The following is a 21,953-nucleotide window of genomic DNA, read 5'->3' as shown; positions in this document are numbered from 1 at the left end:
AGGAGGCGGGCTCCGGAGGCAGGTCCCGAAGACGGACTGTAGGGTGGAAATGGTGCGCCGGGAAGTCTGGTCGGCAACGTTCGACCCGATCCCGAAACCGGAGCACTCATGAACCACGCACCTCAACCTGCCCCTGACCTGCTCGGCCGGGGATCGTGGCATGAGGTGCGCCGCATCGCCGACATCCTGCGCAAGGAGACCGTCGGCGGCACGTTGTTGCTGGTCGGCGCGGTGGCGGCGATGGTGTGGGCCAACTCCCCATGGAGTGACGGCTATCAGGCGGTGCGCGATCTCACCTTCGGCCCGGCGGTGCTGCACCTCGATCTCAGTCTGGCCACGTGGGCAGCCGACGGCCTCCTTGCGATCTTCTTCTTCGTCGCCGGGCTCGAACTCAAACGGGAGTTCGTCGCCGGTGACCTGCGAGAGGCCCGCCGGGCCGCGGTGCCCGTGGCGGCGGCGCTGGGCGGCGTGATCGTTCCGGCCCTGCTGTACCTGCTGGTCGCCGGCGGTGCCGAGGGCGCCGCCCGGGGGTGGGCGATCCCGACCGCCACCGACATCGCCTTCGCCCTCGCCGTGCTCGCGATCGTCGGCCGCCACCTGCCGACCGCGCTGCGCACCTTCCTGCTCACGCTGGCCGTGGTCGACGACCTGGTGGCCATCGTCATCATCGCCGTCGCCTACACCGACCAGCTCTCCCCGATCCCGCTGCTGACGGCACTGCTGCCGCTGGGCCTCTTCGCCGCGCTGGTGCAGCGGCGGGTACGCGCCTGGTGGCTGCTGCTTCCGCTGGCCTTCGCCACCTGGGCGCTGGTGCACGCCTCGGGAGTGCACGCCACGGTCGCCGGAGTGTTGCTGGCCTTCGCCGTGCCGGTCGTGCGCAGCGAGAAGGCCGGGGGGCCCGATGCCGGACCAGGACTGGCCGAGCACTTCGAGCACCGCTTCCGGCCGCTGTCGGCGGGCCTGGCCGTGCCGGTGTTCGCGTTCCTGTCGGCGGGGGTCGCGTTGAACGGCCTGGACGGGCTGACCGACGCCCTGACCAGCCCCGTCGCCCTCGGTGTGCTGGTCGGCCTGATCGTCGGCAAGCCGCTCGGCATCATGGCCGCGACCTGGCTGGTGGCCCGCTTCACCCATGCCCGCCTGCACAAGGATCTGGCCTGGGTCGACCTGGCCGCGCTGTCCATTCTGGCCGGGATCGGCTTCACCGTCTCGCTGCTCATCGGTGAGCTGGCCTTCGGCGCCGGCACCGCGACCGACGATCACGTCAAGGTGGCGGTCCTGGCCGCGTCGATCGTCTCGGCTCTGCTCGCCACCGTCCTGCTTCGGCTGCGCAGCCGCGTCCACCGGCGCGTCCACGAGGCCGAGACCATCGACCGTGACCACGACGGCATCCCCGACCTGTACGAGGACGCCGATGACGAGACCATCGCCGGTGACTCCCGGCAGGGATGACCTCAGCGGACACAGCGGCGCGCTAGTGCGACGGCAGGTCCGCGAGCCTGGGCTGCGGCAGGGCGCGGCGCTCCACCGGGAAGAGCCGATGGATCGTGTCGCGCAGGGTCTCGTCCCGCACCAGTGCGACGAACTCGTCAGGAGTGCTCCCACACAGGCGGCGAAGCTCGGCCGACTCGTCCAGGAGGCACTGGATCAGGCTCCGCTGGTCGGTGAGACGTCTGGCCTGGCCGGTCTCGTCCACCAGGCAGCCGTGGCGGCCGACGTAGACGAAGCAGGGCGGGAGCCGGACACCCGACTCGAGAGTCACAGGGTGGCGCTCGACGGGCAGGCGGCGGCGGTCGTAGTTGGGCTCGGTGGCGTCCAGCACGGCCAGCTCGTGATCGTCGAGCCAGAGCACGAAGAGTCGTGACCTCTCGCCCGGAGCCTCCACCGGCACGGCCGGCACGTATCCCCACCGGTTGACGTGCGCCGAGACGCCCGGCGCGAGGCCCGCCACGTCGGCGAGCGTCATGGGGATGACCGGCCGGATCCCACGCCTGACGAACTTGCGCCGCAGCTGACTCGGCGAGGCGTTGGAGCCCACGGCCACGACCGGGTGGCGCTCCGGCATCGGCCTGCGGCCGAGCTCCGCCAGCACCTCGTCCAGCGTTTCGTCGCCGGCCTGCCACTCACCCGCCGAGGCGTCCGCGATGGGGCGCAGCGGCAGGTACGCGTCGTCCACCAGCACGCCCGACGTGGCGGGGACGCGGCCGGGATAGGTGAGAGGGCGGGACATGGGGTCGTCATGGAAGAGGTTCATACGCTCGCTGGCGCCATGGATTCCGTGGGCGCGGGGTGTCGGGGACGAGGGTTACAGGGTGGGGTAAAGACCCCTACCTGCTCTAGTTTACGCAATGTCAAGGAAAAATGCACAAGGTAAACAGGCTGGCGACCGGGCGTGCGTCAGATACCACGCTGACGAAGGCCGTCCCATATTGGTGCTAAATGTCCGGTGCTGCCCGACCATCACGGCGTTCCGCGTCCGCTGGAGGGGTGACACGAGATCACCCGAGTGGCGGACGCGGGGCCGGTCGCCGCTCGCCTACCTTGCTCGATGCCACGGGGCGCACCAGGCGTCCCGTACGGGAAGAAAGGGCGGCTACGCATGAGCAGGACGCGTACCACGCTGGACGACATCGCGGCTCTCGGTCCGGAGCTGGACGAGGGGCAGCTTCTTCAGGTGAGCGGCGGCGCCAAGAGCCAGGTCATCGTGATCCACGGCGGCCACACCCACACCTCCGGCGACAGCAACTAGTTCGCGCGGGGGCGCGACCGCGTCGCGCCCCCGTCCGGAGCCACGCCGATGATCCTCGTCTTGACCTCTGACGGAGATGAGCACGCCGACCGGGTCGTGAAACCGCTCATGGCCGCGGGCGCGGACGTCGTCGTCTTCGATCCCGCCTCCTTCCCGACCGCCGCCACCCTTGAGATCAGCCACTCCCTCGACGGCTCGACCCGCCGGGTGCTCGGCCGCGACGGCCGCCGGATCGTCCTCGACGAGCTGACCGCGCTCTGGTACCGCCGGCCGCTCGACCCGGTCATCGATCCGCGGGTCGCCGCCCGTGACCACGTGGCGGAGGAGTGCCGCCTGATGACCGAGGGCCTCTGGGACAGCCTCGGCTGCCCCACGGTCCCCGCTTCGCGGCCGGTCATCGACCGCGCGGCGCGCAAGCCGTACCAGCTGGAGCTGGCCGGGCGACTGGGCTTCGAGCTGCCCGCGACGCTGATCACGAACGATCCGGAGAGCTTTCTCGACTTCTACGACCGGCACGAGGGCCGCGTGATCACCAAGCCCGTGCACGGCAACCGGCTCGAGACGGACGGCGAACGGTTCGGCCGGTTCGCGGCCCCCGTCACCCCCATGGACGTCGCGTACGCGGACGCCCTGCGTCTCTGCCCGGTCATCATTCAGGCGTACGTGCCCAAGCACGTCGAGATCCGGGTGACCGTGGTCGGCGGCACGATCTTCGCCGCGGAGATCCATTCCCAGGTGAGCAACCACACGAGGTACGACTGGCGGCACTACGACCCGGGCGCGACGCCCATCCGGCCGCACGAGCTGCCCGCCGAGATCTCGCGACGCTGCCTGGAGCTGGTCGAACGTCTCGGGCTGGCCTACGGCGCGATCGACCTGATCCGCACGCCGGACGGCCGCCACGTCTTCCTGGAGATCAATCCGAACGGCCAGTTCCTCTGGATCGAGGACGCGGCCGGGCTGCCCATCAGCGCGGCCGTTGGCGAGCTGCTCATGCGCGGAGGCACGTGATGGCGGACGGGCGAATGCTCGCCGAGGCGGTCGACCTGCTCAGCGCCGGTGCGGCCGGGCGAGACCTGGCCGCGTTCAGGGCGGACCACCCGTCGGCCCGGGTGCGGCTGGTCAGGCAGCGCGAGGAGTACGACGGATCGCTCCACCACGCCCTGCTCATCAAGGACGGGGACGGCGCCACGATCTCCCTCTCGTGGTGTCCCGACCGGGCGCTGCCCTGGCCCCTGCGTGGCGTGCACCGCGCCGGAGAGCATCTGCTGCTCCGGGTGAACGGAGTCGAAACGCCGGTGGCCAGGGCGATCGCCTGCCTGGACTTCATCTGGGACGAGTCCCGGCTGGCCGACCGCCTCATCACCGACAGCCTGGTGCGCGAGCTGCTGGAGGAGGCGCCGGAACCGCTCACCGACGCCGAGCTGCAGGTGGCGACGGACGCCTTCCGCCGGGCGCGGGGACTGCTGACCGCGGGCGCGGTCCGGGAGTGGATGGATCGCAACCACCTCTCCCACCCCGAGCTGGAGGAGCTGGTCGCCGTCGAGGCGTCCGTGGCCCGGCTCCGCTCGCGGGTGGCCGGCGGGCAGGTCGAGGAGTGGCTCGCCGAGCACGGTCACGAGCTTGACGTCGCCCGCGTCGCGCGGGTCGAGTTCACCGCCGGGGCGGGGCCGCGCGTGCCCGACGCCGACGGCTTCCTCGACGCCGCCGAGCGGGCGTTCGCCGACGGTACGGCCCGGCCGGGCGACGTGTTCGCCACCCTGCGCAGGGGAGAGCTGGATCAGGAGACGGCCGACCAGGTGTTCGGGGCCGCACCGGGGACGGTCGTCGGGCCCTTCCCGACAGAGCGCGGTCACCTGCTGATCAAGGTGCTGGCCGTGGAACCGGCCGTTCTCGACGCCACCGTCCGAGACCTCGCCGAACGCCGGATCTTCGCCGACTGGCTCGAACGGCGCCGGAGCACGGCCAAGATCGAGTGGTTCTGGGGAACCGCCGACCGGACCGGCGGGTGAACCCGCTTCCGTACCGGGAGAAGGCGGTTCACCACCACATCGCCTCCCGGCGGCACGTCGAACGGCCGTACCAGATCTCCAGGAGACTCCTGATCGGCCTGTGGGTCTACGCCGGACTGCTCGGGCTGTCCATGGCGGGCGTGCTGCTGGTCGGCATCCTGCCGGCCCTCGGGGCAGGACGATGAGGCGCGGGCGGGTGCCGGTCATCAGGCAGAGCACCATGGCCGACTGCGGCGCGGCCTGCCTGGCGATGGTCCTCGGGCACCACGGACGACGCGTCACCGTGCGCGAGGTCGGCGAGCACGTCCAGGTGTCGCGGGACGGGCTGAACGCGTTCGCGATCGCCGAGGCCGCCAAGTCGTACGGCCTGCGCGTCAAGGCGCTCTCGCTCGCCCCCGCGCAGCTCGGCGCGGTGCCCGGCCCCTTCGTCGTGCACTGGGAGTTCAACCACTTCCTCGTCGTCGAGCGCTGGCGTCCGGACGTCGTCGAGGTCGTCGATCCCGCCTCCGGGCGGCGCAGGCTCACGGCGGAAGAGTTCGACGTCGGGTTCACCGGGGTCGTCCTGGCCTTCGAGCCCGGCCCCGACTTCAGCGTCGAGGGCCCGAAGCGCGGACCGTGGCGCCGGGACCTGGTCCGCGCTCTCCTGACGCGCCACCGCGGCCTGATGCTCCAGGCGGTGCTCGCGTCCCTGCTGCTGCAGGGGCTCGGCCTCGTCCTGCCGTTGCTGTCCGGGCTCGTCATCGACGAGATCCTGCCCGGCGGGGACCGCTATCTGCTGCGGATCCTCCTCGTGGGCCTCGGCTTCGTGGTGCTCACCCAGGCGATCCTCAGCTACCTCCGTACGGCCGTGCTGCTCATGTTGCGGGCGCGGGCGGACACCGAGTTCACGGCGGGGGTGGTCGGACACCTGTTCGCGCTGCCCTACCGGTTCTTCACCCTCAGGGGTACGAGTGACCTGGTCATGAGCACGCAGAGCGCGGCCAGCCTGCGCGCCATGCTGTCCGGCCAGGTGCTCTCCGCGCTGCTCGACGGCCCGCTCGCCGTGGTCCTCATGACCCTGGTCCTGGTGGGCGATCCCGTGCTCGGCGGCTGCCTGGCGGCCGTGGCGGCCGTACAGGTCGTGATGCTGCTGGCGACCCGCAGACGGATCACGGACCTCACCGGGCGCGGGCTGACCGCCGCGGCCACGACCCAGGGCAGGCTCATCGAGTCCATCGGGGGCATCGAGACGATCAAGGCGTCCAGCGCCGAGTGGCGGGCCATGGAGCGGTGGTCGGGGATGTTCACCGCCCAGATGAACACCGACCTGCGCCTGGGCCTGACCCGCGGCGTCCTGGACGCGGTCCTTTCCGGGGTCAGGATTCTCGGCCCCGCGCTGCTGCTTCTCGTGGGCGCGTCACGGGTGCTCGATGGTGAGCTGAGCCTGGGCACGATGATCGCGCTCAACGCGCTGGCCGTGTCCACGCTCACTCCGCTGACCTCGCTCCTGACCAGCCTGCAGGAGCTCCAGGAGGCCGGCGCGCACTTCGAGAGGCTGGCCGACATCGTCGAGGCCGAGCCCGAGCGGAAAGGCGGGCAGAGACCGCGCCTGCGCGGCGAGGTCGTGCTGCGGAACGTCGGATTCCGCTTCGACCCGCGCTCCCCGTGGACGCTCAGGAACGTGTCCCTCGCCGTGGGCCCCGGCCAGAAGCTGGCGCTGGTGGGAAGCTCGGGGTCGGGCAAGAGCACGCTGGGACGGATCCTGCTGGGCCTCTACCAGCCGGTCGAGGGCGAGATCTGGTACGACGGGACACCCGCGAGGGACGTCGACGTGAGCTGGCTGCGCAGCCGCTTCGGCGTGGTCACCCAGGATCCGCACCTCTTCACCGGGACTATCAGGGACAACATCGGCCTGGCCGTTCCCGACGCCTCGCTGGAGCGGGTCGTGGCGGCGGCCAGACTGGCCTGCGTGCACGACGACATCATGGCCATGCCGATGGGCTACGAGACGCTGCTCACCGAGGGCAGCGGCCTGTCCGGCGGCCAGCGGCAACGGATCGCGCTCGCCCGGGCGCTGCTGCCTCAGCCCCGGGTCCTCCTGCTCGACGAGGCGACGAGCCACCTCGACACCGCCACCGAGGCGGCGATCGAGCAGAACCTCGCCTGGCTGACCCAGACCCGCATCGTGATCGCGCACCGGCTGAGCACCGTGCGCGACGCCGACCAGATCCTCGTCATCGAGGCGGGCCGCGTCGTCGAGCACGGCACTCACGACGAGCTGATGAGGTACGGCGGCCGGTACGCCGACCTGAGCGAGCACCAGTCCATCCGTTAGCCAGGCCGTCCGCCGCCGACCACGACCTCGGCGCGTTCGCTCGACGGGAGGCGATCACGACCGGGTGAGTTCTGGACACGTGGGGACGGCGGGCCCACAGTGAGAATGCGGACTTACCGGGACCTGTCAGGGCGGGAGGTACACGTGCCGGCTCCCCCAGGTACTGTCCAGGAGCGCCAGAACCGGCCCCACATGCACGACCTCCTGCGCGCCGCCCGCCTCTGCCACCTCCGCGCCCAGCGCATCGATGGCCTGCGCCTGTCCGTCTCAGCGCTCCTCGGGCTGCTGGGGCTCGTCGGTGCCGTGGCTCCCGCGACGGCCACGCCGATCGCGGTGGGCGGCGCGTTGTGGGCGATCGCGTACGCCGCCGGACTCGGCACCGTCGGCCGGGGGGCCCTGCGACGGGCGGCGCTGCTGCAGGAGATGTTCGACGTCGAGGTGTTCGAGCTGCCGTGGAACGACGTGGCGGCGGGCAAGCGCATCCCAATCCACGAGGTCCACGCCCTGGCCCAACGCTCCAAGCTGTCCGACGAGGCGGTGCGTGACTACTACGTCACGGTGGGGCTGCCCCGGCCGTTCGACGTGCTGGGCTGCCAGTCGCAGAATCTCAGCTGGGCGGCCAGGATCCGCCGCCGCTTCGCCCGCGTCCTGCTGACGGCGGTCGGCGTGTGGAGCGTGACGGGGTTGGTGGTCGGCTGGGCGGTCGGCCTCACCGTCGGTGAGCTTCTGCTCCGCTGGTACGTGCCGTCGATCGGGGCGTTGCTGATGGCCTTGGACACCTACCGGGCGCAACGTGACACAGCCACCGAACGCGACCGGGTGGCCGACCTGCTCGACGACCGGACCAACTCGCCGGGGCGGGCCGCCGATCTGCTCGTCCTGGCGCGACAGGTCCAGGACGTCGTGCTGCACGCCCGGCAGACGCATGTGCGGGTGCCGGAGGTCTTCTCTCGGTGGTCTCAGGCGAAGGACCGGGCGGACTACGAGGCGGCGCAGGAGGATCTGGCCGCCCGGGTCCGGAACGGGGGGAGGCCACGACCATGAACATGTCGGATTGCGGCATCCATCCGGCGGACCGGCCGCACATCGTCGGCTCTCTGGGCGAGAGCGCTGTCGCAGCGCTGGACGCGTGGGCCCGCGACGAGAACTACCTTCTCGCCCTACCTCCTGAGCGCTGGGAGAAGTCCGGATACACCGACAGCCCGCTTCTGGCTCTCTTCCTGCACGCGGCTCAGGAGGATGTCCAGCCGTCCACCATCGTCGTGGTCAAGGCGTGCGAGCAGGAGTTCGCGCACGAGCCGTCCCGGCACAAGGCCGCGTGGATCCAGCAGGACGACTTCGGCGAGAGACATCTCGTGGGTCGCATGCTGGGCGTCCGGCGGACCGCCGGCGGTGGCGTGGTCATGGTCCAGCAGGTCGCGGGGGGCACGCTCCGCGGCATGCGCCAGATGGCCCAGTTGGACTCCCCTGCCGAGCTCCGCGAGGTCTTCTCCGCCGTCTGCGGCAGCCTCATCCGCGAGTGGAACCGCGGGAAGATCGTCACCGCCCCGAAGGTGAATCCGGCCGCATTCCTGCGGGACGAGCTCCGCTGGGCGTGGCAGGACGGCGGGAGTCTCCTGGAATGGGCCCGACGCAGCGGGTTGCCACCCCATCAGACTCTGCGCTTCGCGGGCGAGAGCCCACAAGCGAACCTGCCCAATCCCCTGGCCCTGGCCGACGGCACGCTACGCGCCGCCGATGGCATCACTCTCCCATGCCTCAACGGGCTCACCCACGGGGACCTGCACACCGGTAACATTCTCGTCCCGAAGACCGCCGCGTCCAGCGCCAAGGCGACCGAATTCCGGCTGGTGGACCTGACGTCCTTCGATCCCAGCGCGCCCCTCACCCGGGATCCCGCCATGCTGGCCCTGTCCGTGATCAACGCACGGCATCCCGCCGAGGACGCGCGAGACCACCTGATCCGGGTGCTCGCCTCGGACGCCGAGTCCGCGCCAGAGGGCGACTTCCTGGGAAGGATGGCCGAGGAACTCCGCCGGCTGTATCCGGACGCGATCGACACGTGGACGCTGCAACTTCTCCTCTCGGTGGCGGCCGCGGCGCTGCTGCACATCACCTTCGACGACGATCGGGACAAGCGGCTGTGGTTCCTCCGCCTGGCCGCGCACTGCGTGAACGCGTTCCTGAAAAGGACGGCACCAGACTGGGAGCCCCAGCCGGGATTCCTCGTCACGTCGGCGCAGATGGGCATGCCCGAGCCGGCGGAGGAGCCCGAGCCTTCACCGGCCCCTCCCGAGCGATTCCCCGAGCCCTCACCTGTGCCACGGCTCCGGCTCGTCGTCCCCGAGCCGGACGAACCGTCAGCCGTGCCGTCCACGACCACTCCGTACGGTGATCTGGGCTACACGACCTTCTGCCACGAGCTCGGCGAGGACCTGAAAGGGCTGCTCCGCCGACTGCACGCGCCCCCCGCCGTCAGAAGAGCGGAAGAGCTGTGGTGGTGGCTGGCCGCGGCGGACCGGCTGGATGACCTGATTCCACACCTGCTCGCACTGCAACGGCAGCGCCTCGCCAACGTGCTGGAGGCGGACAGGCATCTGGGCGAGATCGTCCGCGCGGGGACGGTGGAGCGGCTCGCCGGGCAGGCGAGGGACCTTGAACGCCTGATGTATGAGGCGTCGTCGGCCGTGGACGCCTACGACCTGATCGGCCGAGTCATTCTGCCCCGGCACCTGGCCGAGGAGATCAGAACAGCCCTCGACCAGGTGCCCGCGCTTCAGGCCGACGAGAGATTCCCCTTCGACTGGCGCGTGTCGTTCAGCTCGCTCAGGAGGGACGCGACCATGCATCTCACCCGGCTGGAGAGACTGCTGCCCGTCACTGAGCAGGCGGCGCAGGCGGCGCTGCCGCGGTTCTCCGGACTCGTGAACGGCGCCGTGGCCGCGCGGGAGGCGCTGGAGGCCCTGCGGGAAGCGATGGACCATGATCCCCCATGGTCCCCCTGACCTGGAGCCAAGCCGCCGAACTGGCGGAAACGATCTGGAGCGAGGCCGAGGCGCTGGATGCGAACCTCGACGCGCGACTGATACCGGCGTCCGCCATTCTCCGCTCGCTCCTGGAACGCTGCGACGGGCTCAAGGAGGCACTGCGAGACCGAAGGAAGTTCGTACGCGGAAAACAGCAGGCGGCCACGGTCAGCGGGCTGGTCACGCCGCTGCGCACGTACGCACAGCAGTTGGATCTCCTTCACCAGCGGGTGCAGGAGATGGAGGACGAGGAAAACGGCCTGACGGTCAGGCACAAGGAGAGGATCTTCGCCCGGGCCAACAAACTGTTCAACGCGTGGCGGAAACTCGACCCGGTGCTCCGCGCCTTCGCCCAGGCGGCCAAGACCTTTGACCTCAGGGACGATCGCAGCTCGACCCGGCTGGAGGTGCACGCCGAGATTCGCCGCCGTGACCGCAGCGCCTGACCCGGACCCGCGGCGTGGTCGCGCACCGGCTGAGCACCGTACGCGACCACGATGCGGGTTCCGCTCAGGCCCTTGTCGGGACCGATCAGCGCACGTCAGTACCCCCTGCCTGTGTCTTGGTGATCCAGTCGGTGAGGCGGCGCAGGAAGGTCGTGGCGATGGGGGGCGGATCCTGTGCCATCACGCTCGCGTGGAAGGCGTGCGGCAGGCCCTCGTACAGGTCGAGGGTCACGTCGACGCCGGCGGACGAGGCGGCCGCGGCGAAGCGGCGGGCGTCGTCCAGCAGCACCTCCTTGGTCCCGGCCACCAGCAGGAGCGGGGGCAGGCCGGACAGGTCGCCATGGAGGGGAGACTGGGGTGCCCGGTCGGCCGGGGCTCCGGCCAGGTACTGGCTGACGACGTGTTCGGCCACGGGGCGGCTGATCACGTCCTCGCCGTCGTTGGTGTCCAGGGATCGGCTGGACAGGGTCAGGTCGGTGAGCGGGGAGATCGCGACGGCCGCGCCGGGCAGCGGGACGTCCGCTTCCTTGAGCGCCAGCAGGGCCGACAGGACGAGGGTGCCGCCCGACGACTCGCCGGACAGGATGACGCGGTCGGCGGGAACACCCTGTTCGAGCAGGCTCCGGTAGACGGCCACGACATCGTCGAGGGCGGCGGGGTACGGATCGGCGGGGGCCAGGCGCTGGTCCACCTTGAAAGCGGGGCGGCCGGTGGCCTGGGACAGGCGGTGGGCCATGAGAGGTTCCAGCGCGGGCTGGGTGTGCTCGAAGCCGCCTCCGTGCACGTACAACGTGACGCCGGACTCGGTCGCCGAGCCCTCAGTGGCGGTGACCCACTGTCCCGGTACGCCGCCGGTATGGGGCAGCGCGGGCGTCATGTCGCCGGCGAGCGGTGGCGCCTGGGAGGCCAGGCCCTGCATCTCGGCCATCACGGCCGCGTGGTCGTCGGGGGTGGTGGGGATGCGCGTGACGGTCAAGTGATCCTCGTGTCGGGGCGGTAGCGCGTTCATCAGGGGGACGAGGTGCAGTTCCTCGTAGGCGAGATGGTTTTCGACCTCGGCGATGAGCCGGTCGACCTCGGTCAGCAGTTCGGCCTGGTCGGCCTGGTCGGCCTGCTCGGTTGAGAGCACCGTTTGCAGGTCGTCGAGGAGGCGGGCCAGGACGGCGTGCTCGTCGTACAACCGGTCCAGGACCGCGTCGAGCTCAGGGTGGCGGTCACGCAGGTGGGGGAACAGCCCGCCGCTTTCCTGGGTGTGGTGGTGGTGCAGCCCGCCGCACAGGGTCAGGCAGTTGATCCGCAGTTGCGCGCCCAGGCGCGGACCCGAGGTGGCGGCCTCGGCGCGGATCAGGGCCAGCTCTCGCCTGAAGGCGTCGTGGATCGCCTTCAGCACGTCGCCGCCCGGCAGGTCAGGAAAGGTGTGGGAGACGGGGGTCAGCGCGACGACGGGCAGGACACGGCCGGACTTGTCCTGGTAGTCGGCCCAGCCGGGGTCGGCTTCCACGGCATTGGCGAACAACCGGTCGCGTTCCTCGCCGTCCAGGACGGTGGCCTCGGCCTCGATCGTGAAGACGCCGGTCTCCACGGTGACCTGAGGGTTGGCCCGCAGGTTGTGATACCAGGCCGGGTGGTGCGGCGCGCCACCGGCCGAGGCGATGACCAGCATGCGGCCTCCGCCATCGTGCAGGTAGCCGACCGGGACGGTGTGACGGGCTCCCGAACGAGCTCCCGTGGTGGTCAGCAGGAGCAGCCGGGCTCCCTCGAAAGGCCCGCCTACCTTGCCGCGGTTGGCGCGGAATTCCTGGATGATCTGCTGGTTGAACTCGTACGGCATTCTTTGCTTTCTTGGTGGAAATGGCTCCGCAGCGCGTTTTCGGGCATGGCGAATCAACCACGTCGCCACATGGGGGCCAGTGGTTTGAAGTAATGAGGAAAACGCGCGCGGAAACGGCCGGCGTGACGGCGATTGCGCCGACGCCGTAGGGGCGCGCGGAAGCGCGATGAGAACGATGCTTCAGATCAGGAAGTAAGGAGACGCGGTGGACCTCGCGCCCGCCCGGCGCTCACGCCGTGGCCGGGTGCCCCACTCGCTCTTGGCCCATGGCCGACCCGGCAGTCATGGTCTTTACGTTATCGCTGCCGTCGGAGTGCGGCGACATCTTATCTGCGGGCGGACGCGGCGGGGGCTTCGCAATCACGATACTGCGGCGTTGAAATCCCAGGTGAGCGTGGCGGATACTCGTCGCCCGGCAACCAGAAGTCGCCTTCCCGGATCGCTGGAGATGTTGCCATTATTTGCTCACCGGGGCGGGGCGTCAGGTCGTCGCCCGGCCGGCGTGGGCGAAATTCCGGAAAATCGGGCAGTCCGCCTTGTTAGGGTGCCCGTATGCGTCCTCAGCCGGCCTTGCTACCGCGCTCGACACCGGCGGCTTTAGGGGTCTCGTCCCGTTCGATCGCTGCGGTGCTGGACCAGCTCGACGCACAATCCGTCGAGTGCCACTCCATCATGGTCGTACGCCACGGTCACGTCGTGGCCGAGGGCTGGTGGGCGCCATACTCGGCCGAGCGTCCGCATCTGCTCTATTCGCTGACCAAGTCGTTCACCTCGGTCGCGGTGGGGCTCGCGATCGCCGACGGGCGGCTCTCGCTGAACGACCGGGTGGTGGACGTGTTGCCCGACCACGTTCCGGCCGACATCTCCGAGCAGGGACGCCGCATCACCGTGCACCACCTGCTGTCCATGACGGCCGGGCACAGCACGGACAGCCTCGCCGAGGCCTGGCAGCTGGAACCGGACGACCTGGTGAAGGGCTTCCTGCGCGTACCATTCTCCGAGCCTGAGGGAATCCTGCACACCTACGACAACGCGACCACTTTCGTCCTGGCCCGGATGGTGGAACGAGTCACCGGCCGCGACCTGCCGGAGCTGCTCGACGACCGCCTGTTCCAGCCGATGGGCGTCGACCACGCCGAATGGGATCGGGTGGCGAGCGGTGCCGCCTTCGGATTCCACGGGCTGCACCTCACGACCGAGGCCGTCGCCGCTTTCGGCGAGTTGCTGCTGCGCGGAGGCGTCTGGGACGATCGCCGGCTCATCCCGCGCGAATGGGTGGAACTCGCGACCAAACGGCACATCGAGACCCGGCAACTTGAGGACGACTCGCCTAACCCCGACTTTCTTTGCGGGTACGGCTACCAGTTCTGGATGTCGCGTCACGGTTACCACGGTAACGGCGCCTTCGGCCAGCAATGCGTGGTCGTCCCGTCTCATGATCTTGTGGTCGTCGTGACCGCCGCCGTCGAGCAGACACACGCACTGCCCAGCGTCTTTTGGGACTGCCTGCTGCCCGGCCTGGATGACGCGGGAAGCGCCCGGGACGACGAGATCCTCGCCGATCGACTGCGGCGGCTGTCACTCGTGCCGGTGCCGGGGTCGGCGGCCCCTTCCCGTTCCGGTGCGGCGAGGATCGACGCCTCCGCCGAGGATTCGGCCCTGCCCGACGGCACCACGGTGGCCGTCGAGCCGGTGGACGGCGGATGGCACCTGCGACTCGGGTCGTCCCTCAAGGTCGCCGTCGGCTACGGCGAATGGCGGGAAAGCTCGCCGCTCGGCCGCCCGGTCGTTGCCGTCGGCGCCTGGCAGGGCGACACGTTCGTCGCCGACCTCTACGTCATCACCACCCCGCACCGAGTCCGGCTGGTGCTCGACCCCGACGCGGGGACAGCGGTGGCGACGTGGAGCACCGTGCCCCTGACCAGCCCCAGCCTGGAGTTGCATCTGCGGTCGCCACTGATGACCCGGCCCGACGTCGCCTAGGTGATGGCGACCAGGGCATTCCGTGATGCCCGGCGCCGGGCTGGCCCAGTAGTCGTAGCCCTTGTCCAGCGGACACCACAACGGTCAGCGGTAGCACATCATGAGTGACCAGGGCGTACCCATCGAGACCATCGCCCATGCCGTCGGGCACGCCGGCACCAGCATCACGGAAGCGGTCTATCGGCACCAGCTCAAGCCGCTGATCACCAAGGGCGCCCACACCATGAACACGATCTTCGGCGGCGACAAGCCGACGGGTTGAGTCCGAGTGGAATGACTCCCCGATTGGCTCCTATCGACTCCAGAAACGGAAAAGGGCCTGACCCGCTGAGCGGATCAAGCCCTCTACCTGGTCAAACGGCGTCGGGGTGGCGGGATTTGAACCCACGACCTCTTCGTCCCGAACGAAGCGCGCTGCCAAGCTGCGCTACACCCCGGTGCACGCCGTCTTGCACGTGCTTGGGAAAGTCTAGCGGACTTCGAGGGCGCTTGTGACCGCGTCCGCCCCGCGTCCGCCCTGCCGTCCGCCCGCCTCAGCGCCGGGGAAGCAGCGTGAGCAGCGTGGCCTCCGGGAAGCAGGCGAACCGGGCCGGGGCGTACGGGGAGGTGCCGAGGCCGGCCGAGACGTGCAGCCAGGCGGCGTCGTGGCGGCTCAGCCCCTTCACACGGGCCCGATCGATGCCGCAGTTGGTGACGAGGGCGCCGTAGAACGGGATGCAGAGCTGCCCGCCGTGCGTGTGGCCGGCCAGCAGGAGCTGGTAGCCGTCGGCGGCGAAGCGGGTCATGTTGCGGGGCTCGGGGGAGTGCATGACGCCGAGCCGGAGGTCGGCGTCGGCGGGAGCGGGACCGGCGACGAGGTCGTAGCGGTCGCGGTCGATGTGGGAGTCGTGGATGCCGGCCACGGCCACGTCGAGGTCGCCGACCTTGACGCGGGCGGTGGTGTTGTTCATGTCGAGCCAGCCCTCGGCCGCCATGCCCGCGCCGAGCTCCTCCCACGGGAGCGTGGGGATGTGCTGGCGGCGTTCGCTCTTGGAGGTGCGCCACAGGTAGCGGAAGGGGTTCTTCGGCTTGGGGGCGTAGAGGTCGTTGGACCCGTACACGAACAGGCCGGGGCGCGAGAGCAGCGGCTCCAGGGCGTGCAGGAGCGAGGGAACGGCGTCAGGGTGGGCGATGGAGTCGCCCGTGTTGACGACCAGGTCGGGCCGCAGGGCGCCGAGCGAGCGGACCCAGTTGATCAGCATGCTGCGCCGGGGCGTCAGGTGCAGGTCGGACAGGTGCAGGATGCGTACGGGACGCTGCCCGCGCTCCAGGACCGGCACGTCGAAGCGGCGCAGCCGGAACGAGTTGCGCTCGACGACCGAGGCGTAGCCGACCCCGGCCAGGCCGAGACCGAGCATGGACAGTGGCACCGCGACGGCTTTCCTCACGTACTCATGATGCCCGACATCCGGCGCGAGCCGTTCGCCCAGACGGCAAGATGGACCGCATGAGTGCATTGAAAGACAAGCTGAAGGCCGATCTGACGGCTTCGCTGAAGAACCGGGACGAGGTACGTCTCCGGACTATCCGCATGGCACTGTCCGCGGTGAACGTGGAGGAGGTCGCCGGAAAGCAGGCCCGCGAGCTCTCCGACGACGAGGTCATCAAGGTGCTGACCAAGGAGGCCAAGAAGCGGCGCGAGGCGGCCGAGGCGTTCGGCAACGCCGGGCGCGCCGAGCAGGCCCAGGCGGAGCTCGACGAGCAGGCCGTGCTGGAGGAGTACCTTCCGGCGCAGCTGTCCGACGAGGAGCTGGGGCGGCTCGTGGACGAGGCGGTCGCCGAGACCGGCGCCTCCGGCCCGCAGGCCATGGGGCAGGTCATGAAGGTCGTCAACCCCAAGGTCGCGGGCCGGGCCGAAGGGGGACGGGTCGCCGCGGCCGTCCGCGCGCGGCTCTCCGGTTAATGCCGGTGGGGCCTCCGCGTCGCCGCGGAGGCCTCGCGGGGGTCAGCCGCGGCCCCGGCCGCGGTTGCCGCGCTCGAACGGGTTGTCGTCGTTCAGGTCGAACTGGTCGTTGAGCTGGTCCATGAGGTCGGGCCCGCCGTCCTCGCGCTTCTTCTTGGGCTTGGGCGCGCAGACGTCGGTGCAGCCGCCGAAGCGTGCCTGGTTGACCGGGGTGAACTTGACGGGTTCGATGCCCTTCAGCGCGTCGATCATCGAGTATTTCCAGACGGCCCCGGAGATGGTCGCGCCGTAGACGTAGTCATAGTGGCGCCCCTTGATGACGACGTTGGTCAGGTCATGGCCGAACGCGCCGCGCGGGTCGCCGAGGCTGACCGCGGACGCAAGGTTGGGGGTGTAGCCGGCGAACCAGGCGGCCGTGTAGCCGTCGGTGGTGCCGGTCTTGCCCGCCGCGTCACGGCCGATGCCGCCCACCCCGGTCATCGTGCCCTTGGTGAAGACGCCGGACAGGATGCCGCTGACCGCGTCGGCGACCTCGGGGTCCATGACCTTCGAGCACTTGGGCTTGAACTGCTTGGCCTTGCCGTTGCGATCCTTGATCTCGGTGATCGCCAGCGGTGTGCAGTACTGGCCGCGGGAGGCGAAGACGGCGTAGGTGTTGGCCACCGTGACCGGGTCGACCTCGTTGACGCCGAGCGTGAACGTCTCGACCTCGCGGAGCTTTCCGCCGTCTGCCCGCTTGAGCCCGAGGCGCTTGGCCAGCTTGACCACCTTGCAGAGGGTGACCCGCTCCTCGAGCTTCAGGAAGAACGTGTTGACCGAACCCCAGGTGCCGGACTGCAGGGTCTTGAAGCCGCCGCCGCCCTCACTGGAGTTGCGCACCTCGTGGGTGGGGTCGCCGACCCGGTTGCCCTTGCAGTCGCGGAAGGAGCCGTAGCTGGCCGCGGTGTAGCCGGCGGGCGAGGGGAAGCCGTCGTTGTACTTCATCCCCTCCTCCAGCGCGGCGGCGAGGGTGTACGGCTTGGCGGTGGAGCCCTGCTGGAAGCCGCTGCCACCCCCGTGCTTGGCGTCGGCGACGACGTTGTAGCTGATCTCGTTCTTCTTCTTGTTGCCGCCGAACTTGCGGGAGGCGGCCATGGCCTTGATCTCGCCGGTGCCCGGCACGATCATCGCCTGCGCGGCGACCGGCTTGTCCTTGGTGCTGACGTACTTCTTGATCGCCTTGTCGGCGGCGGCCTGCATCTTCGGGTCGATCGTGGTCTTGATCGTCAGACCGCCGCGCTGGAGCAGGCGCAGTCGCTCCTTCGGAGTCTTGCCGAACTCCTGGTTGGTGAGGATCTCGTTCTGGACGTAGAGGCAGAAGTACGGGTATTTACTGACCTCGCAGCCGCCGGGCACCTTGACGTCCTTGAAGCCGAGCTTCTTGGCCTTGGCCTCGGTCGCCTCCTGCGGCGTGATCTTGCCGAGCTCGGCCATCCGGTCGAGCACGACGTTGCGCCGTTCGAGCAGCGCGGCCCGGGACTTCTTGTTCACGTTGGGGTCGGTGCGCGCGGGGTTCTGGACGGCTCCGGCGAGCGTGGCCGCCTCGACGAGGTTGAGCTCGGAGGCGGGCTTGGCGAAGAAGCGCTTGGCCGCGGCCTGGATGCCGTGGGCGCCGGCGCCGAAGTAGGCGATGTTGAGGTACTTCTCCAGGATCTGGTCCTTGGAGTACTTCTTCTCCATGGCCATGGCGTAGCGCAGCTCGTTGAGCTTGCGGGAGACGGTCGGCGCGATGGCCGCCTGCTGCTCCTCGGGCGTCTCCGCGGCGTTGACCAGCACCTGCTTGACGTACTGCTGGGTGATCGAGGATCCGCCCTGCGTCACGCCGCCGGTGGTCAGGTTCTTGACCAGGGCTCGGGCGGTGCCCTCGATGTCGATCGGTCCGTGCTGGTAGTAGCGGAAGTCCTCGATCGAGATCAGCGCCGTCTGCATGATCGGAGCGACCTTGTCGAGCTCCACCGACTGGCGGTTCTCGTAGTAGAACTGCGCGATCTGCTTGCCGTTGGCGTCCTGGAGCACTGTGCGCTCGGGCAGCGGAGGCTCGTTGAGCTCCTCCGGTTTGAGGTTGATCCCCTCCATCGCGGACTTCGCGGTGACGCCCGCACCGCCGACGGCGGGCAGTGCCACGGCGGCCGTCAGCACCCCTGCGGCCACACCCGCGGCGATCAGCCGCGTGACGTTCAAGAACGCTGATGATCGATCTTTGCCCTGAGCTTGCACAAGGACCAGGGTACGTCGAAAGAGTGACCTTATCGGCAACTCGTCACCATTTCGCCTTGACTGACGGGGGTGACTAGTCATTCCCGGTCAACACTCCACCTAGAAATTGGTCCTCTGGGGTCTGTCGGCCCGAACGTCTAGTTGCGTACGTTCTCCTCTGCGGCAACTGAATACGGAGGCTCGGCGCCCGCGCCCGTCGGCCCCAAATGACGACTGACCACCTAAGGGGAGTGGGGTCGAAATGTGGATCACGGATTGGACCTCCCGTGCCGCCTGTCGGGGTGCGGACCCGGACGCGCTGTTCGTCCAGGGTGCCGCCCAAAACAGGGCAAAGCTGATCTGCCGAGGATGCCCGGTCCGTACCGAATGCCTCGCCGATGCGCTGGACAACCGCATCGAGTTCGGGGTGTGGGGCGGTATGACCGAACGTGAGCGCCGGGCTCTCCTGAGGCGGCGACCGGACGTGGACTCGTGGCGTGAGCTGCTCGAGTCCGCCAAAGAAGAGTACGAACGGACCAACGAGCTGATCGCGGGCTGATCCAGCCCGGAGCGTACGGCCGGCGACCTCGCCGGCCGTACTCTCATGCGCTCGCCAGGAGCTCCCCGATCTCGCGCAGACCTGCCAGGTCGTGGACGTCCTCCGACATCGCGCGCACCTGTGCCACCGGCACGGTGGGATGTGCCGTGACGAAGTGCTCCTGCTCTCGGTGCTCGCGGGCCGCGAGTTGCATCCGACCGGCGTGCAGCCGCAGCACGGCGGCGGTCAGCTCGTGCTCGCCCCGAGACTCCAGCTCCTCGGCCGCGGCGGCGCTCCGTGCGGCTGAGAGCTTCGTGACGGGTGACTCGTGCACCCGGTTGACCACCAGCCCCGCGAGCGGCATGCGCTCTTCGGCGAGCCGTTCGACGAAGTAGGAGGCCTCGCGCATCGCGTCGCGCTCGGGCGCGGCCACCACCAGGAACGCGGTGCCGGGCGCCTGCAGCAGCTTGTACGTCATCTCCGCGCGCTGCCGGAACCCGCCGAAGACGGCGTCGAGGGCCGACACGAACGTCTGCAGGTCCTTCAGCACCTGCGCGCCCAGGAGCTTGGTCATCGCGCCCGCGACCAGCCCGAACCCCGCGTTGAGCAGCCGGAACGCGCTGCGTCCGCCGGCCTTGGCCGGGGCGGTCAGCAACCGGATGAACCTGCCGTCGAGGAAGCGGCCGAGCCGTTCGGGCGCGTCGAGGAAGTCGAGCGCCGAGCGCGAGGGGGGCGTGTCGACGATGATCAGATCCCACTCGTCCGACCGGCGGAGCTGGCCGAGCTTCTCCATGGCCATGTACTCCTGGGTGCCGGAGAAGCTCGACGACAGCGACTGGTAGAAGGGGTTGGACAGGATCTGCCGGGCGCGCACCGGATCGGCGTGGGCCTCGATGATCTCGTCGAACGTGCGCTTCATGTCGAGCATCATCGCGAACAACTGCCCGCCGCCCTCGGGCGAGCTGATCAGCCTGGGCGTGTTGTCGAGCTCGCTGAGACCCATCGACTGGGCCAGCCGCCTGGCCGGGTCGACGGTCAGCACGACCGCGCACCTGCCGCGCTCGGCGGCCCGCAGTCCGAGCGCGGCGGCCGTGGTGGTCTTGCCCACGCCGCCCGCGCCGCAGCAGACGATGATCCGGGTGCCCTTGTCGTCGAGGATCGCGTCGATGTCGAGAACGGGGGGCTTCTTCACGCGGCTCCCTGGGTGCGGATGGTCTCGGCCAGCTCGTAGAGCCCGGCCAGATCGACGCCGTCGGCCAGCAGCGGCAGCTCGTACCGCGGCAACGGCGCCTCGGCCAGGGACTCGCGCTCGGAGTTTTCCAGCTCGGCGCGGCGGGCGTGCTCAGCGATCTCCTCGGCCAGCGCCTCGGCCATCGCGGAGGCGTCGGAGCCGTCGGCCAGACCGGCGGTCTTGAGCCCCAGCGCGAGCTCGGCCGGGTCGAAGCGGCCCTTGACCGCCAGGTCGAGGACGGACCGCGGGAGCTGCGACTCGCGGACCATGTTGATGAAGATCCCGCCGGCCGGCAGGCCCGCCTCGGCCAGCTCGGCGATGCCGTCGAGCGTCTCCTGCACCGGCATCTCCTCGAGCACCGTGACGAAGTGCACGGCCGTCTCGGGAGACTTCACGACCCCGTTGACCAGCTCGGAGTGGTTCTTGATCGGCCCCACCTTGGCCAGGCCCGCCACCTCCTGGGTGACGTTGAGGAAGCGCGCGATGCGACCGGTCGGCGGGGCGTCGAGCACGACCGCGTCGTAGACCCGTTTGCCCCGCTTGTCGCGCCTGCGCACGGCCTCGGTCGTCTTGCCCGTGACGAGCACGTCGCGAAAGCCGGGGGCGACGGTGGTGGCGAAGTCGACGATGCCCATCTTGGTCAGCGCCCGGCCCGCGCGGCGCATCCCGTAGAACATCTCCATGTATTCGAGCATGGCCTCTTCGGGATCGACGGACAGCGCGTAGACGTCACCGCCGTCCGGCGCCACCGCGATGCGGCGCTCCTCGTAGGGCAGGGGCGGCAGGTCGAAGATCTGCGCGATGCCCTGCCGGCCCTCGACCTCGACGAGCAGCACCTTACGCCCGCCCGACGCCAGCGCGAGAGCGAGAGCGGCGGCGACCGTCGTCTTGCCGGTGCCGCCCTTGCCGGTGACGACGTGCAGGCGCACGCCGTCCCAATCGGTGTCCAGAGACTCCACGATTCGAGGCTACCGAACGGTCACTCGACGTAAGTCGACGGGCAGCCTTGACATAGCTCACACTACGCTGATCCCCATGAAGAAATGGGAGTACCTCACGGCACCCGTGCTCATCCACAACACAAAAATGATCTTGGATAATTTCGGCGCCGACGGCTGGGAGCTGGTCCAGATCCTGCAGGGCGCCACGCCCGAGCAGCTGGTCGCCTACTTCAAGAGGGAGAAGCAGTGACTCCGGAGGAGAAGCTGGCCGAGCTGGGCCTGACCCTGCCGGCGGTGGTCGCACCGCTCGCCGCGTACGTGCCCGTCGTCCGCACCGGTGACCTCGTCTACACCTCGGGGCAGCTCCCGATGGTCGACGGCAAGCTGCCCCTGACCGGCAAGCTGGGCGCCGAGGTGAGCGCCGACGAGGGCAAGGAGATGGCCCGTCTCTGCGCGCTCAACGCCCTGGCCGCGCTCAAGTCGGAGGTCGGCGACCTCGCCGCCGTCAAGCGCGTCGTCAAGGCCGTCGTCTTCGTGGCCAGCGCGCCGGGCTTCACCCAGCAGCCGCAGGTGGCCAACGGGGCCAGCGAGTTCCTGGTCGAGGTGCTCGGCTCAGTGGTGGGCTCGCACGCCCGCAGCGCCGTCGGCGTGGCGGTCCTCCCGCTCGACGCTCCGGTGGAAGTGGAGCTAGTCGCCGAAGTGGGCTGA

The 21,953-nt window shown here is 69.7% G+C and carries 21 protein-coding genes and 1 tRNA gene; 15 read left to right on the top strand and 7 right to left on the bottom strand.

Annotated features, from left to right (window positions below):
* The first annotated feature begins 108 nt into the window (after positions 1 to 108).
* A complete protein-coding gene (gene nhaA / locus AC5L3X_RS07275; protein ID WP_494855895.1) occupies positions 109 to 1,449 on the top strand; it encodes a Na+/H+ antiporter NhaA in 1,341 nt (446 codons plus the stop codon).
* Between the two features lie 22 nt (positions 1,450 to 1,471).
* On the opposite strand, the gene AC5L3X_RS07270 is transcribed toward nhaA, so the two are convergent.
* A complete protein-coding gene (locus AC5L3X_RS07270) occupies positions 1,472 to 2,227 on the bottom strand; it encodes a hypothetical protein (RefSeq protein ID WP_494855894.1) in 756 nt (251 codons plus the stop codon).
* A gap of 369 nt (positions 2,228 to 2,596) precedes the next feature.
* On the opposite strand from AC5L3X_RS07270, the gene AC5L3X_RS07265 reads away from it, so the two are divergent.
* The 8 genes from AC5L3X_RS07265 (at position 2,597) to AC5L3X_RS07230 (ending at position 10,544) form a co-directional block, all read left to right on the top strand.
* Positions 2,597 to 2,746, top strand: coding sequence for a hypothetical protein (locus AC5L3X_RS07265; protein WP_494855893.1), 150 nt, complete (start codon positions 2,597 to 2,599; stop codon positions 2,744 to 2,746).
* A gap of 60 nt (positions 2,747 to 2,806) precedes the next feature.
* Positions 2,807 to 3,757 carry an MvdC/MvdD family ATP grasp protein gene (locus AC5L3X_RS07260; RefSeq protein ID WP_494855892.1) on the top strand — a complete coding sequence of 317 codons (951 nt, stop codon included), beginning with the start codon at positions 2,807 to 2,809 and terminating at the stop codon, positions 3,755 to 3,757.
* Positions 3,757 to 4,758, top strand: coding sequence for a TIGR04500 family putative peptide maturation system protein (locus AC5L3X_RS07255; protein ID WP_494855891.1), 1,002 nt, complete (start codon positions 3,757 to 3,759; stop codon positions 4,756 to 4,758). The genes AC5L3X_RS07260 and AC5L3X_RS07255 overlap by 1 nt, the downstream gene beginning before the upstream one ends.
* Positions 4,755 to 4,943, top strand: coding sequence for a hypothetical protein (locus AC5L3X_RS07250; protein WP_494855889.1), 189 nt, complete (start codon positions 4,755 to 4,757; stop codon positions 4,941 to 4,943). The genes AC5L3X_RS07255 and AC5L3X_RS07250 overlap by 4 nt, the downstream gene beginning before the upstream one ends.
* A complete protein-coding gene (locus AC5L3X_RS07245) occupies positions 4,940 to 7,072 on the top strand; it encodes a peptidase domain-containing ABC transporter (protein WP_494855888.1) in 2,133 nt (710 codons plus the stop codon). Before AC5L3X_RS07250 ends, AC5L3X_RS07245 begins: the two co-directional genes overlap by 4 nt.
* A 144-nt stretch (positions 7,073 to 7,216) precedes the next feature.
* A complete protein-coding gene (locus AC5L3X_RS07240; RefSeq protein WP_494855887.1) occupies positions 7,217 to 8,116 on the top strand; it encodes an S-4TM family putative pore-forming effector in 900 nt (299 codons plus the stop codon).
* On the top strand, positions 8,113 to 10,077 hold the full coding sequence (locus AC5L3X_RS07235; RefSeq protein ID WP_494855886.1) for a hypothetical protein: 1,965 nt from the start codon (positions 8,113 to 8,115) through the stop codon (positions 10,075 to 10,077). Before AC5L3X_RS07240 ends, AC5L3X_RS07235 begins: the two co-directional genes overlap by 4 nt.
* A complete protein-coding gene (locus AC5L3X_RS07230; protein ID WP_494855884.1) occupies positions 10,065 to 10,544 on the top strand; it encodes a hypothetical protein in 480 nt (159 codons plus the stop codon). The genes AC5L3X_RS07235 and AC5L3X_RS07230 overlap by 13 nt, the downstream gene beginning before the upstream one ends.
* 85 nt (positions 10,545 to 10,629) lie before the next feature.
* Here AC5L3X_RS07230 and AC5L3X_RS07225 read toward each other — a convergent pair whose 3' ends face one another.
* The gene (locus AC5L3X_RS07225; protein ID WP_494855883.1) at positions 10,630 to 12,375 is read right to left on the bottom strand and encodes a nitroreductase/quinone reductase family protein; all 1,746 of its coding nucleotides are present in this window, start codon (positions 12,373 to 12,375) and stop codon (positions 10,630 to 10,632) included.
* A 627-nt stretch (positions 12,376 to 13,002) separates the two neighbouring features.
* Between AC5L3X_RS07225 and AC5L3X_RS07220 the strand changes: the two genes are divergently transcribed.
* Together AC5L3X_RS07220 and AC5L3X_RS07215 are read left to right on the top strand one after the other, a co-directional pair.
* Positions 13,003 to 14,358, top strand: a complete 1,356-nt coding sequence (locus tag AC5L3X_RS07220; protein ID WP_494855882.1) for a serine hydrolase domain-containing protein — start codon at positions 13,003 to 13,005, stop codon at positions 14,356 to 14,358.
* Positions 14,359 to 14,458: 100 nt separating this feature from the next.
* Positions 14,459 to 14,620, top strand: a complete 162-nt coding sequence (locus AC5L3X_RS07215; protein WP_494855881.1) for a hypothetical protein — start codon at positions 14,459 to 14,461, stop codon at positions 14,618 to 14,620.
* A gap of 101 nt (positions 14,621 to 14,721) precedes the next feature.
* Here the strand turns inward: AC5L3X_RS07215 and AC5L3X_RS07210 are convergent.
* Both AC5L3X_RS07210 and AC5L3X_RS07205 read right to left on the bottom strand, forming a co-directional pair.
* A tRNA-Pro gene (locus tag AC5L3X_RS07210) sits at positions 14,722 to 14,795 on the bottom strand.
* Between the two features lie 96 nt (positions 14,796 to 14,891).
* Positions 14,892 to 15,755, bottom strand: a complete 864-nt coding sequence (locus tag AC5L3X_RS07205; RefSeq protein ID WP_494856241.1) for a metallophosphoesterase — start codon at positions 15,753 to 15,755, stop codon at positions 14,892 to 14,894.
* A gap of 89 nt (positions 15,756 to 15,844) precedes the next feature.
* Between AC5L3X_RS07205 and AC5L3X_RS07200 the strand changes: the two genes are divergently transcribed.
* Positions 15,845 to 16,300: a GatB/YqeY domain-containing protein gene (locus tag AC5L3X_RS07200; protein ID WP_494855880.1), complete on the top strand. Its 456-nt coding sequence runs from the start codon at positions 15,845 to 15,847 to the stop codon at positions 16,298 to 16,300.
* A 42-nt stretch (positions 16,301 to 16,342) separates the two neighbouring features.
* On the opposite strand, the gene AC5L3X_RS07195 is transcribed toward AC5L3X_RS07200, so the two are convergent.
* Positions 16,343 to 18,520 carry a transglycosylase domain-containing protein gene (locus tag AC5L3X_RS07195; protein WP_494855879.1) on the bottom strand — a complete coding sequence of 726 codons (2,178 nt, stop codon included), beginning with the start codon at positions 18,518 to 18,520 and terminating at the stop codon, positions 16,343 to 16,345.
* A gap of 277 nt (positions 18,521 to 18,797) precedes the next feature.
* On the opposite strand from AC5L3X_RS07195, the gene AC5L3X_RS07190 reads away from it, so the two are divergent.
* Positions 18,798 to 19,094, top strand: a complete 297-nt coding sequence (locus AC5L3X_RS07190) for a WhiB family transcriptional regulator (protein ID WP_148036282.1) — start codon at positions 18,798 to 18,800, stop codon at positions 19,092 to 19,094.
* A gap of 43 nt (positions 19,095 to 19,137) precedes the next feature.
* Here AC5L3X_RS07190 and bagB read toward each other — a convergent pair whose 3' ends face one another.
* Together bagB and bagA are read right to left on the bottom strand one after the other, a co-directional pair.
* Positions 19,138 to 20,265, bottom strand: a complete 1,128-nt coding sequence (gene bagB, locus AC5L3X_RS07185; RefSeq protein WP_189124829.1) for an ATPase BagB — start codon at positions 20,263 to 20,265, stop codon at positions 19,138 to 19,140.
* Positions 20,262 to 21,263, bottom strand: a complete 1,002-nt coding sequence (gene bagA / locus AC5L3X_RS07180; protein WP_494855877.1) for an ATPase BagA — start codon at positions 21,261 to 21,263, stop codon at positions 20,262 to 20,264. Before bagA ends, bagB begins: the two co-directional genes overlap by 4 nt.
* Before the next feature lie 76 nt (positions 21,264 to 21,339).
* On the opposite strand from bagA, the gene sp36 reads away from it, so the two are divergent.
* The gene (gene sp36, locus AC5L3X_RS07175) at positions 21,340 to 21,495 is read left to right on the top strand and encodes a Sp36 family protein (RefSeq protein WP_165959776.1); all 156 of its coding nucleotides are present in this window, start codon (positions 21,340 to 21,342) and stop codon (positions 21,493 to 21,495) included.
* Positions 21,492 to 21,953 (top strand): RidA family protein, encoded by a 462-nt coding sequence (locus AC5L3X_RS07170; RefSeq protein WP_189124831.1) that lies wholly within the window; start codon positions 21,492 to 21,494, stop codon positions 21,951 to 21,953. Before sp36 ends, AC5L3X_RS07170 begins: the two co-directional genes overlap by 4 nt.

It is taken from the genome of Nonomuraea sp. CX421 (assembly GCF_059358955.1).
Note: the sequence above shows the minus strand (reverse complement) of the source record. Positions and strands in the feature narration are given on the sequence as shown.